Origin of the sequence: Streptomyces sp. NPDC058662 (assembly GCF_042716255.1) — a bacterium.
Taxonomy (GTDB): Bacteria; Actinomycetota; Actinomycetes; order Streptomycetales; family Streptomycetaceae; genus Streptomyces.
Genome location: NZ_JBHXRU010000005.1, coordinates 102,939 through 115,194 on the forward strand (window position 1 = coordinate 102,939; position 12,256 = coordinate 115,194).

At 74.3% G+C, this 12,256-nt stretch carries 10 protein-coding genes and 1 pseudogene; 7 read left to right on the forward strand and 4 right to left on the reverse strand.

Going from position 1 to position 12,256, the window contains the following annotated elements:
• Positions 1-10 precede the first annotated feature (10 nt).
• Genes egtA through egtD form a run of 4 tightly spaced genes read left to right on the forward strand, consistent with a single transcriptional unit; the run spans position 11 to position 4,477 of the window.
• On the forward strand, positions 11-1,381 hold the full coding sequence (gene egtA / locus ACFWUQ_RS04085) for an ergothioneine biosynthesis glutamate--cysteine ligase EgtA (RefSeq protein ID WP_384532419.1): 1,371 nt from the start codon (positions 11-13) through the stop codon (positions 1,379-1,381).
• The gene (gene egtB / locus ACFWUQ_RS04090; RefSeq protein WP_384532422.1) at positions 1,378-2,682 is read left to right on the forward strand and encodes an ergothioneine biosynthesis protein EgtB; all 1,305 of its coding nucleotides are present in this window, start codon (positions 1,378-1,380) and stop codon (positions 2,680-2,682) included. The genes egtA and egtB overlap by 4 nt, the downstream gene beginning before the upstream one ends.
• Positions 2,682-3,500, forward strand: a complete 819-nt coding sequence (gene egtC, locus ACFWUQ_RS04095; protein ID WP_384532425.1) for an ergothioneine biosynthesis protein EgtC — start codon at positions 2,682-2,684, stop codon at positions 3,498-3,500. Before egtB ends, egtC begins: the two co-directional genes overlap by 1 nt.
• Positions 3,497-4,477, forward strand: a complete 981-nt coding sequence (gene egtD / locus ACFWUQ_RS04100) for an L-histidine N(alpha)-methyltransferase (RefSeq protein WP_384532428.1) — start codon at positions 3,497-3,499, stop codon at positions 4,475-4,477. Before egtC ends, egtD begins: the two co-directional genes overlap by 4 nt.
• A gap of 359 nt (positions 4,478-4,836) precedes the next feature.
• On the opposite strand, the pseudogene ACFWUQ_RS04105 reads toward egtD, so the two are convergent.
• The 3 genes and pseudogenes from ACFWUQ_RS04105 to ACFWUQ_RS04115 all read right to left on the reverse strand — a co-directional run.
• Positions 4,837-5,367: pseudogene (locus ACFWUQ_RS04105) on the reverse strand (lysophospholipid acyltransferase family protein); the annotation flags it as partial.
• Positions 5,364-6,158 (reverse strand): GNAT family N-acetyltransferase, encoded by a 795-nt coding sequence (locus ACFWUQ_RS04110; RefSeq protein ID WP_384532431.1) that lies wholly within the window; start codon positions 6,156-6,158, stop codon positions 5,364-5,366. The gene ACFWUQ_RS04110 and the pseudogene ACFWUQ_RS04105, both read right to left, overlap by 4 nt.
• A 175-nt stretch (positions 6,159-6,333) precedes the next feature.
• Positions 6,334-7,596, reverse strand: coding sequence for an extracellular solute-binding protein (locus ACFWUQ_RS04115; protein WP_384532433.1), 1,263 nt, complete (start codon positions 7,594-7,596; stop codon positions 6,334-6,336).
• 165 nt (positions 7,597-7,761) lie between these two features.
• On the opposite strand from ACFWUQ_RS04115, the gene ACFWUQ_RS04120 reads away from it, so the two are divergent.
• Positions 7,762-7,977 (forward strand): dodecin, encoded by a 216-nt coding sequence (locus ACFWUQ_RS04120; protein ID WP_384532436.1) that lies wholly within the window; start codon positions 7,762-7,764, stop codon positions 7,975-7,977.
• A gap of 139 nt (positions 7,978-8,116) precedes the next feature.
• On the opposite strand, the gene ACFWUQ_RS04125 is transcribed toward ACFWUQ_RS04120, so the two are convergent.
• Entirely contained in the window at positions 8,117-8,611 is a 495-nt protein-coding gene (locus ACFWUQ_RS04125) for a hypothetical protein (RefSeq protein WP_384532439.1), read from the reverse strand.
• Between the two features lie 53 nt (positions 8,612-8,664).
• Between ACFWUQ_RS04125 and ACFWUQ_RS04130 the strand changes: the two genes are divergently transcribed.
• Positions 8,665-9,681, forward strand: coding sequence for an MsnO8 family LLM class oxidoreductase (locus ACFWUQ_RS04130; protein WP_384532442.1), 1,017 nt, complete (start codon positions 8,665-8,667; stop codon positions 9,679-9,681).
• 10 nt (positions 9,682-9,691) lie between these two features.
• Positions 9,692-12,229 carry an ABC transporter gene (locus ACFWUQ_RS04135; RefSeq protein WP_384532445.1) on the forward strand — a complete coding sequence of 846 codons (2,538 nt, stop codon included), beginning with the start codon at positions 9,692-9,694 and terminating at the stop codon, positions 12,227-12,229.
• Positions 12,230-12,256: the final 27 nt, after the last annotated feature.

Consider the following 12,256-nt stretch of genomic DNA (forward strand, 5'->3'; position numbering starts at 1 on the left):
GGACCCGGTCATGCCACAGGACTCGCCCGCTCACTCACCCGCCCCACAGGCCACACCCCCGCCCTCCCCGCCCTCTCCGACCCCCTCGCCGTCCTCCGCCATCACGGAGGTCCAGGCCGAGGACCTGCTCCGGGGAATCTGCTTCAAGACGGGCCCGCCCCGCCTCCTCGGTGCCGAACTCGAATGGCTCGTCCTCGACGCCGAACGGCCGGCGCACCCCCTGCCGCCCGAGCGGCTGCGCGCCGCGCACGCCGCCGCCCGGGCCCTGACCCTCGACTCCCAGGTGACCGTCGAACCCGGCGGCCAGCTGGAACTCAGCTCGGCCCCCGCCGCCTCCCTCACCGGCTGCGTGGACAGCCTCCAGGCCGACCTGGCCGCCGTACGGACCGCCCTCCTCACCGAGGGCATGGTGCTGCGCGGCCTCGGGCAGGATCCGCGCCGCCCGCACCGGCGGCTCCTGACCAGCCCCCGCTACGACGCGATGGAGGCCTACTTCGACCGGTCCGGCCCCTCCGGGCGCGCCATGATGCGCGCCTCCGCCTCCGTACAGGTCTGCGTCGACGCCGGGTACGAGGAGCCCGGCGCGCTGGGCCACGGCCGGCGCTGGCGACTGGCGCACCTGCTGGGCGCCGTCCTGGTGGCCGCCTTCGCCAACTCCCCCGGCTGGCAGGCCCCGTACGACGGCTGGCGCTGCGCACGCCAGGGCAACTGGGCCGACATCGACAGGCGGCGCTCGCTCGCCCCGCCGCTGGACGCCGAGCCGCGGACCGGCTGGGTCCGGCAGGCTCTGGACACCGAGGTGATGTGCGTGCGGTCGTCCGGGGCCGAGCCCTGGCCCGTCCCCGACGCGATGACCTTCCGGGACTGGCTGCGCGCGGGCGGGCGGAGCGGCCGGTCCGGCGGGAGCGGCCCGACCCGGCTGCGGCCGCCCACCGCGGACGACCTGGACTACCACCTCACCACCTTGTTCCCCCCCGTCCGGCCGCGCGGCCACCTGGAGCTGCGGATGATCGACGCCCAGCCCGGCGACGACGGCTGGCTGGTCCCGGTGGCCGTCGTGCACGCGCTGTTCGACGATCCGGAGGCGACCGAGACCGCGTACCGGGTGACGAAGGCCCTCGCCGACGGCTACGGATCCGAACCCGCTCCCCGCAACCCCCTGTGGCGGTCCGCCGCCCAGCACGGCCTGGCCGATCCGGAGCTCCGCTCCGCCGCCGCGGCCTGCTTCCGCGCGGCGACCGCGGCCCTGCCCCGGCTGGGCGCGAGTACGCACGTCCAGGACACGGTCGGCGCCTTCGCCGAGCGCTACGCCCTGCGCGGGCGCTGTCCCGCCGATGACCCGCCCGACCGGCGCCTGACCGGGAAGGGAGGCCCCGCGTGACCACCGGATCCCGACCCGGCGCGCGGGAGCGGGCGGCGGCCGCCCTCATCGCGGCCCGCGCCCGCACGGCGGCACTCACGGACGCCGTGACCGACCCCGACCTGACCGCGCAGCACTCCCCGCTGATGTCCCCGCTGGTCTGGGACCTGGCGCACATCGGAAACATGGAAGAGCTCTGGCTGCTGCGGCAGGTGGGCGGCCGCGAGGCCATGCGTCCGGAGCTCGACCCGATCTACGACGCGTTCGAGCACCCCCGCGCCGAGCGCCCGAAGCTCCCCCTGCTCGGGCCCGACGAAGCCCGCCGGTACGCCGCCGAGGTGCGCGGCCGGGTCCTCGACCTGCTGGACCGCACCCCGCTGGAGGGCACCGCGCTCCTCGACGCCGGGTACGTCTTCGGGATGATCGCCCAGCACGAGCAGCAGCACGACGAGACCATGCTGATCACCCATCAGCTGCGGTCGGGCGCTCCCGTGCTCACCGCCCCGGAACCGGACGCGCCGTACGACCCGCCGACCGAGCCCGAAGTACTCGTACCCGGCGGCCCGTTCACCATGGGAACGTCCACCGAGCCGTGGTCGCTCGACAACGAACGGCCCGCGCACGTCCGGGAGGTCGCGCCGTTCTGGATCGACACCTTGCCGGTGACCAATGCCGCGTACGAGGAGTTCATCGCCGACGGCGGCTACCGCGAACCCCGCTGGTGGGCCCCGGACGGCTGGGCGCAGATCCGTGAACACGGTATCGGCGCGCCGATGTTCTGGCGCCAGGAGGGCGGGCAGTGGATGCGCCGGCGCTTCGGGGTGACGGAGCAGGTGCCGGGCGGTGAGCCGGTGCTGCACGTCAGCTGGTACGAGGCGGACGCGTACGCGAGGTGGGCGGGGCGCCGGCTGCCCACCGAGGCCGAGTGGGAGAAGGCCGCCCGGCACGATCCGGTGACCGGTCGCTCGACCCGTTTCCCCTGGGGCGACGCGGACCCCACTCCCGCGCACGCCAACCTGGGGCAGCGGCACCTGCGCCCGGCCCCGGCGGGCAGCTGCCCGGCCGGTGCGTCCGCGCTCGGCGTCCGCCAGTTGATCGGGGACGTGTGGGAGTGGACCTCGTCCGACTTCCTGCCGTACCCGGGGTTCCGGGCCTTTCCCTACCGCGAGTACTCGGAGGTGTTCTTCGGCCCGGCGCACAAGGTACTGCGCGGCGGTTCCTTCGCGGTGGACGCGGTGGCCTGCAGGGGCACCTTCCGCAACTGGGACCTTCCGGTGCGGCGGCAGATCTTCTCCGGCTTCCGCACGGCGAGGGACGTCTGATGTGCCGTCATCTGGCCTATGTGGGACCACCGGTGACCCTGGGGAGGCTCCTCAGCGAGCCGGAGCACTCGCTCGTCCACCAGGCGTGGCAGCCGCGCCGCCAGCGCAGCGGCACGATCAACGCCGACGGCTTCGGCGTCGGCTGGTACGCGGAGGGCGATCCGGTGCCCGCGCGCTACCGGCGGGCCGGCCCCGTCTGGGGCGACCTGACCTTCGCGGACCTCGCCCGCGTGGTGCGCAGCGGTGCCGTGCTGGCCGCTGTACGGGACGCCACGCGGGCCGGGGCCGACGGGGAGGCGGCCGCCGCGCCCTTCGCGGACGGGCCGTGGCTGTTCAGCCACAACGGCGTGGTGCGCGACTGGCCGGACGCGGCAGGCCCGCTCGCGGCCGGGCTGCCGCCCGAGGCCCTGCTCCGACTGGCCGCGCGTACGGACTCGGCCTTCGTCTGGGCCCTCGTCCTGGCCCGGCTGCGGGCCGGGGACGACCTCGGCACGGCGCTGGCCGAGCCGGTGCGGGAGCTGTCGACGGCCGCCCCTGGCTCCCGGCTGAACCTGCTGCTGACCGACGGGGTCACCATCGCCGCGACGGCGTGGGGCGATTCCCTCTGGTACCTGACCGACGCCACCGCCACCGCCGCAGGCACCGACGCCACCGGCACCGGAACCGGCACCGGGCGCACCGTGGTGGCGTCCGAGCCGTACGACGACGATCCGCGCTGGTGCGAAGTGCCGGACCGGACCTTGCTGACCGCCACCCGTAGCCGGATCCGACTGACTCCGCTCAAGGAGAACCCTCCGAGCGGGAAGGAGTGCCCGTGAGTGACTTCCAGCTGACCCGGACCCTCGACGAGCACGCGGCGGAGACCGCGCTGCGCGCGGACGTGCTCCACGGGCTGACGCAGACCCCCAAGGTGCTGCCGCCCAAGTGGTTCTACGACGCGCGGGGCAGCGAGCTGTTCGAGGAGATCACCCGGCTGCCCGAGTACTACCCGACGCGCGCCGAGCGGGAGATCCTGCTGGAGCGGGCACAGGAGATCGCCTCCGTGAGCGGTGCCCGCACCCTGGTCGAGCTGGGCTCCGGATCCTCGGAGAAGACCCGGCACCTGATCGAGGCGATGCCCGCACTGGACACCTATGTGCCCGTCGACGTGAGCGAGAGCGCCCTGACCGGGGCGGCCCAGGTGCTGCTGGCGGAGCACCCGGGGCTGCGGGTGCACGCGCTGCTCGCCGACTTCACCCGCGCGCTGCACCTGCCGGACTCCCCCGGGCCCCGGCTGGTGGTCTTCCTGGGCGGCACGATCGGGAACCTGCTGCCGCCGGAGCGGGCGGTGTTCCTGGCCTCCGTACGGGCGATGCTGGCTCCGGGGGACGCCCTGCTGATGGGCACCGACCTGGTGAAGGACGAGGCCGTGCTGGTGGCGGCGTACGACGACGAGCGGGGGGTGACGGCGGAGTTCGACAAGAACGTGCTGGCCGTGATCAACCGGGAGTTGGGCGCGGACTTCCGCACCGCCGACTTCGACCACCTGGCGGTGTGGAACCGGGAGCAGGAGTGGATCGAGATGCGCCTGCGGGCCCGCTCCGCGGTCCTGGTGAAGATCAGGGCGCTCGACCTGGTGGTGCCGTTCGCCGCGGGTGAGGAGATCCTGACGGAGATCTCAGCGAAGTTCCGTCAGGAAGGCGTCCGCCAGGAACTGGCTGCGGCGGGCCTTGAGTTGACCCAGTGGTGGACGGACGCGGCGGGCCGGTTCGCGCTGTCCCTGTCGGTGGCCGGCGGCGCGGCCGGGGAGGACTGAGCGGGCACACCGGCCAGCGGGGCGGACACCGGCGCGGTCATCGCCGCGATCGCGGCCGCCCCGTTGCCCGCCGCGCCGCCGACGGTGGCACGGTCCACGCGCGCGCCGCCCACGGCGGCCTGCGCCGCTGCCGCGAGGTCCCGTCGGTCCGCGTGCCGGCCCGGCGGGATCCGCGGCTCCAGCCGGACCTCGGCGTGGATCCCGCGGGCCCGGGCGATCCGCCACAGCGAGGCGGTCAGCGGGTCGTCCCCGACGAAGGCGGGCGCCCCGGCGGGCTCCCCGTCGTGCCCCGCGTACGTGATCCGCACGGGCTGTACGGGGACCCGCGCGTCCAGCGCGGCCTGGAAGGCGGCCCGCCGGAAGGTCCCCCGCGCGCGCCCGCACCAGGTGGAGCCCTCGGGGAAGACGGTGACCCGGTCCCCGGCCAGAAGTGCGCGGGTGACGGTGTCGACGGTGCCGGGCAGGGCCCGGAGCCGGTCGCGTTCGATGAACAGGGTCCCGGACCGCCCGACGACGCGGCCGAGGACGGGCCAGGCCCGGATATCGCTCTTGGCCAGCATCCGGCAGGGCAGCGCGGCGGCGATGAGCGGGACGTCCAGCCAGGAGATGTGGTTGGCGACGACGAGGCGGCCTCCCGCCGGGCCGGGGCTGCCGTGCATGGAGACGCGTACGCCGAAGGCCCGTACGAGGGCGACCGACCAGGCCCGTACCAGGGTGTGCCGGGGGCCGGCCGCGAGCAGCCGCAGCGCCGGGGCGGTCAGGATCCCGGCCAGGAGCAGGATGGCGGCGGCGGTGAGCCGGAGTACGGCGACGGCCGTGCTCGCCCTGCGCTCCGGGTGGCCCGCGCAGGCCTCGGGGGTGCACGGCGAGGTGGGGAACCAGCCGTTCATGCGCCCGGGGCGAGCGCGAGGAAGTGCTTGAGGTAGCGGGGGTTCGTGCGGCGCAGGGAGAGCAGGACGTACAGGTCGGCGCAGCCGAACGCGGCGTCGAGCGCGGGCTCGCCGCAGACCCAGGCGCCCAGCCGGAGGTAGCCGCGCAGGAGCGGGGGCAGCTCCGCGCGCTCGGGGAAGGCGATGCCCTCGGGGTTCCAGGGGAGGTGGGGGGTGACCCGGTACTCCTCGGGTGCGAGGTTGCGGGTCAGGACGGTCGTGCGGGTCGCGGCGGCCAGCACTCCGCCGTCGCCGAGGGGTATCGAGCAGCAGCCGGCCAGCCAGTTGTGGCCGGAGCGGTCCATGTAGCGGGCGAGGCCGGCCCATATGAGGGCGATGACGGCGCCGTTGCGGTGGTCGGGGTGGACGCAGGAGCGACCGACCTCGACGAGGTCGGAGCGGATGGGGGCGAGGGCGGACAGGTCGAACTCGCCCTCGGAGTAGAGGCGTCCGGCGACGGCGGCCCGGTCCGGGGGCAGCAGCCGGTAGGTGCCCACGACCTGTCCGGTCTCCTCCTCGACGACGAGGAGGTGGTCGCAGTACGCGTCGAAGGCGTCGCTGTCGAGGCCCGGCTCGGGGCCGTCGAGGCGGGCGCCCAGCTCGCCGGCGAAGACCTGGTGGCGCAGGCGCTGCGCGGCCCGTACCTCGTCCTCGTCGCGGGCGAGGCGGACGGCGTAGCGGGGGACGGCGGGCGCGGGGAGGGGAGCGGGGGCGGGGGGAGCGGCGGACGGGGACAGGGGTGCGATGGTCATGGCGGCTCCTGATCCGGGCACGGGCGGCCGGGTCGCGGTGGTGCGACCCGGCTCCCCCTACTTCTTCCGTGACCGGCTGGATTCGACATGACCGCGCAGCGGCCCCCGGATGTGGGCACGCTGAACTCGCCGGGGGCCCGGCGGCGGCCGCCGGTCAGCGGTCAGTCGCCAGCCGTCAGCGGTCGGAGCTGAGCACCGTGCTGATCGTGTCGGAGGCCGTCTTGGCCGCGAGCTTGGGGTCCTGTCCGGTGAGCACGGCCGTCATGAAGGGTTTGATCGGGTTCTTGGCCTCGATCTCCGCCCAGCGGGCCGAGTTCGGGGTGGCCCGGCCCTGCGCGGCACCCGGGGCCATGTTCTCGGCGCCCTCGTTGCCCTTGACGACGTGGGCGAGGTTGGTGCGGTTGGGCACGTAGCTCATCGTGCGGGCGAGCTCGGTCTGCCACTTCTCGCTCACCAGGGCCGTGATCACGTTCACGGCGCTCTTCCGGTGCCCGGTGCGCTCGGGGATGATCAGGTCGGATCCGCCGGTGAACACGGCTCCGGGCTTGTCGGCCGTCTTGCCGGGTATCGGGAAGAATCCGATTCTGCCCTTCAGCGCGGGGTTCGCCGCCTCGATCTCGGCCGCCTGACTCGGCGTCGCGATGATCTGCGCCACCCGGCCGCGGGCGAAGACCTGTGCCTGCGGGGGCGTCTCCTCGTCGGCGTCCTTCGGGCCGTCACCGAGGGCCTGGAGCTGCTTGTAGAACTCCATGCCGGCCAGGGCCCGGTCCTCGTCGAGCGCCCCGACCCACTGGCCGCTGGTCTCGACGGCCAGTTCGCCGCCCTCGTCCCAGATGAAGCCGGCGAGGACGTACCAGTTCTGGCCCGCCAGGTAGATGCCCTGCTGGTCGCCCTTGTCGAGTTTCTGCGTGGCCTGGATCCACTCCTGGCGGGTCTTGGGCGGGGCCTTGATCCCGGCGCTCTCGAACAGGTCCTTGTGGTAGATCACGACGCGGTTCGCGGCGTACCACGGGACCCCGTACTGGGCTCCGTTGACGCTTCCCGGCTCGGAAAGGCCCTTGAGCCAGTCCTTGCTCTCCCACGCGCGCAGGCCCTCCAGGGTGAGCTCGGAGAGCCCGCCGGTCTCGACGTACTGGGCGACCTGGGTGTTGCCGACCTCGATGACGTCGGCGCTCTCCTTGCTCGTGCCGTCGAGGACGGCGTTGACCTTGTCGCCGATGCCCACCCACTCCTGGATCTTGACCTCCAGGTCGACACCCGGGTGCTCGCGTTCGAACGAGGCGGTGAAGGTGCTGATGAAATCGTCCGAGGCGCTGCCCTTCATGAGCCAGAGCGTCACCTTGTGCGCGCCCGGATCCGCCCCTCCCGACTGGCTGCAGCCGGTGAGCGCGGTCGCGGCCGCGAGGACGGTGCACAGGGCGAGGAGGCGCTTCTTCACGAGTTCACCTTCGGATGGACAGATCGCAGATGGCTTGAAATTGGCATAGACCAATAGGCGGGTCAAGGCCCTTTCGCTCGAAATTCTCAGCACAGAGTTCGCGAAGGCGGACTTACTGGGGCACCGTAGAACGAGGCAACAGCCACCCAGTGTCGGGAGACCCCCATGTCCAACCACACGTACCGGGTGACCGAGATCGTCGGCACCTCCCACGAGGGCATCGATCAGGCCATCCGCAACGGAATCGCCCGCGCGGGCCAGACCGTACGGAATCTGGACTGGTTCGAGGTGACACAGGTACGCGGACACATCGAGAACGGGGAGATCGCCCACTACCAGGTGGGCCTCAAGGTCGGCTTCCGCCTCGACGGCGAGGAGTAGCGCCCGCGGGCGGCGCTCAGCCCGGGCGGTCGGGCGCGGGCGGTCGGCGCTCGGGGTCGGACTTTCGGCGCTCGGGGTCGGGCTTTCGGCGCGGAGGCGCGGGCGGCGGGCGCGGGCGGTCGGACGCGGGCGCCGGCGGTCAGGTGCGGCCCTCCGTCTCCTGGGCGGTTTTCAGCTCCGGCGCCTCCGCGGCCCAGTCCGCCAGGACCACCCGGAAGCCCGCCGCCCGCGCGGCCCCGCAGACCAGCTCGTCGTCGTCCACGAGCATCCGCACCTCTCGGTTCCGCGAGATCCGCTTGAGCACCTCCAGCTTGGTGGTCCGCGCCGGGCGCCGGTCCTGGTTGCCCCGCATCCACAGCCGCCCGGCCGGCAGCCCGTGGCGGGCTAGCCACTCCTCCGTGTCCGCCCGGCAGCGCTCCGGCCGGCCGGTCAGGTAGACCACCTCGCAGTCCGCCGCGCTCTCCACCGCCAGGGCGATCCCGCGCGCGAGCGGCGGATCGGCCGGCGCGGCGCCGAAGAAGCCGTTCCAGTCGCGGGGGAGGCGCTCCAGGAAGTGCTGGCGGTGCCCGGTGTCGGCGAGCGTGTTGTCGATGTCGAAGACGGCCAGCGGCCCGGGGGTGTCGTTCGCGCTCATGGGAACACCCTAGGGCGCGGGAATCCTGGCGGTTCCAGGATGTTGAGACCTGTGTGATCCGAAGAATCTCGATCCTCGACCGGTCCCGTACCCGCGAGGGGTACGACGCCCCGCGGGCCCTGCGCGACACCGTGGACCTGGCGCGCTTCGCGGAGGAGCTCGGCTACCACCGGTTCTGGGTGTCGGAGCACCACAGCGTGCCCGGCGTCGCCGGCTCCGCCCCGACCGTGCTGGCCGCGGCCGTCGCCGCGGCGACCGGGCGGATCCGGGTCGGGACGGGCGGGGTCATGCTGCCCAACCACCAGCCGCTCGTGGTCGCGGAGCAGTTCGGGGTCCTGGAGTCCCTCTTCCCCGGCCGCATCGACATGGGGCTCGGCCGTTCGGTCGGCTTCACCAACGGCATCCGGCGGGCGCTGGGCCGCGACACCGGGGACGCGGACCGCTTCGAGGAGCAGCTGACCGAGCTGCTGGGCTGGCTGGACGGCACTCAGCGCGCCCATCCCGAGGTGCACGCCCGTCCCGCGGAAGGACTGCGGATACCGGCCTACGTCCTGGCCACCGGCGAGGGCGCCGAGATCGCCGCCCGGGCCGGGCTGCCGATGGTGGTCGGCGATCTGCGCTCGCGCGCGAGGCTCATCGCGGCCGTGGAGGCCTACCGGGCCCGGTTCCGGCCCTCCACCCCGGGCGCCCGGCCGTACGTCGTGGTGTCGGGCACGGTCGCCGTCGCCGCCACCGAGGAGGAGGCGCGGCGGATCCTGGTCCCCGAGGCGTGGGCCCTCGCCCGGTCCCGGACCCGGGGCAGCTTCCCGCCACTGCGCCCGGCCGAGGGGATCGACGTGGCGGCCATGGGCACGAAGGAGCGGGAGCTGTACGAGGGGGCGCTCGCCGGGCACGTCCACGGCACCGAGGAGCAGGTCGCGGCCGAGCTCGCCGTGATCGCCGAGGCCACCGGCGCGGACGAGCTGCTCGTCACCACGTCCACCTGGGACCGGACGGCACTGCTCGACTCCTACCGCCGGCTGGCACGGATCGCGGGCCTGTCCGGACAGCCGGGCCCGCCCGGGCCCTAAAGTGGGACGAATGCGCCCCTCCGCCGGTGACCGAGCCGGTCCGCACCCCGAGCCGCCCCCCGCTCCGCACCCCGAGCCCGCGCGCCACCTCGCGCCCGCTTCCGCACCCGAATCCACGCACGCACCGTCGGCCGCGGCCGAGAACTGCGTACGCGTCCGGGGCGCGCGGGAGCACAATCTGCGCGGCGTCGACGTCGACATTCCGCGCGACGCGCTGACGGTGTTCACCGGCGTCTCCGGTTCCGGCAAGAGCTCCCTCGCCTTCGGCACGCTCTACGCCGAGGCCCAGCGGCGGTACTTCGAGTCGGTGGCCCCGTACGCCCGCCGCCTCATCCACCAGATCGGCGCGCCGAAGGTGGACTCGGTGACCGGGCTGCCGCCGGCGGTCTCGCTGGAGCAGCGCCGCTCCTCCCCCGGTTCGCGTTCCTCGGTGGGGACGGTCACCCTGCTGTCCAACTCCCTGCGGATGCTGTTCTCCCGCGCCGGCACCTATCCGCCCGGGGCCGAGCGGCTCGACTCCGACGCCTTCTCCCCCAACACGGCGGCCGGAGCCTGTCCCTCGTGCCACGGCCTCGGGCGCGTCCACCGCACCCACGAGGACCTGCTCGTCCCCGACCCGTCGCTGTCGATCCGGCAGGGTGCCGTCGCCGCCTGGCCGGGAGCCTGGCAGGGCAAGAACCTGCGGGACATCCTGGAGGCGCTCGGCCACGACGTGGACCGGCCGTGGCGGGAGCTGCCGGCGGAGGCCCGCCAGTGGATCCTCTTCACGGAGGAGCGGCCGGTGGTGACCGTGCACCCGGTGCGGGACGCCGACCGGATCCAACGGCCGTACCAGGGCACGTACATGAGCGCCCACCACTACGTCATGCACACGTTCGCCGACAGCAGGAGCGCCACGCTGCGGGCCCGCGCCGAGAAATTCCTCACCGACGCGCCGTGCCCGGCCTGCGGGGGTGGGCGGCTGCGGCCGGAGGCGCTGGCCGTGACCTTCGCCGGCCACGGCATCGCCGACCTGGCGGCGATGGCGCTGACCGACCTGGACCGCGTACTGGCCACCGCGCGGGTGGCCGGGGAGGCGGCGCGCGTGCTGGCGGAGGACCTGCGGGCGCGGATCGGGCCGGTCGCCGAACTGGGGCTCGGGTACCTGAGCCTGGACCGCACCGCGCCCACCCTGTCGGCGGGCGAACTGCAGCGGCTGCGGTTGGCGACGCAGCTGCGGTCGGGCCTGTTCGGGGTGGTGTACGTGCTGGACGAGCCGTCGGCGGGACTGCACCCGGCCGACACGGAGGCGCTGCTGGGCGTGCTGGACCGGCTCAAGGAGGCCGGGAACACGGTCTTCGTCGTGGAGCACGAGCTGGACGTGGTGCGGCACGCGGACTGGCTCGTGGACGTCGGCCCGCTGGCCGGGGAGCACGGCGGGCGCGTGCTGTACAGCGGTCCGCCCGCCGGGCTGGCGGACGTCACGGAGTCGGCGACGGCCCGGTACCTGTTCGCGGACGGCGGTCCCGCCAGGGCGGCCGGGTCCGCCGGGGCCGTCCGAGGCGCGCCGGGGCCGCGGGAGGTGCGCCGGGCGCGCGGATCGGTGCGGCTGAGCGGCGCGGGGCTGCACAACCTGCGCGACGTGGAGGCGGAGTTCCCCCTCGGTGTGTTCACGGCGGTGACCGGGGTGTCGGGGTCGGGCAAGTCCACCCTGGTGGGCGGGGTGCTGGCCGCGGAGGTGGCCGGACGGCTCGCCGATCCGGATTACCCCGTACGGCGGCTGGTGGAGGTGGACCAGAAGCCGATCGGTCGGACCCCGCGCTCCAACCTGGCCACGTACACCGGCCTGTTCGACGTGGTGCGGCGGCTGTTCGCGGCGGCCCCGGAGGCGCGGGCGCGCGGCTGGAAGGCGGGCCGGTTCTCGTTCAACGTGGCGGGCGGCCGGTGCGAGACCTGCCAGGGCGAGGGCTTCGTCTCGGTGGAGCTGCTGTTCCTGCCGAGCACGTACGCCCCGTGCCCGGTGTGCGGGGGCGCCCGGTACAGCGCCGAGACCCTGGAGGTCCGGTACGCGGGGCTGGACATCGCGGAGGTGCTCGCGCTGACGGTGGAGTCGGCGGCCGTCTTCTTCGCGGAGGTCCCGGCGGCGGCGCGCAGCCTGCGGGCGTTGGAGGAGATCGGGCTGGGCTACCTGCGGCTGGGGCAGCCGGCCACGGAGCTGTCGGGCGGCGAGGCGCAGCGCATCAAGCTGGCCACGGAGCTCCAGCGGCGGCGCCGGGACCACACGCTGTACCTGCTGGACGAGCCGACGACCGGGCTGCATCCCGCGGATGTGCGGGTACTGACCCGCCAGTTGCACGGCCTGGTGGACGCCGGGCACTCGGTGGTGGTCGTGGAGCACGACATGGCGGTGGTGGCGGGCGCCGACTGGGTCATCGACCTGGGCCCGGGCGGCGGCGCGGAGGGCGGCCGGGTGGTGGCGGCGGGAACCCCGATCCAGGTGGCGGCGACGGGCACGGGCCGCACGTCGGCCTACCTGTCCCGAGCCCTCCCCCCACCCCCACCAGCGTGACGGGCGGCGCTCTGCGCTGCGCCGACA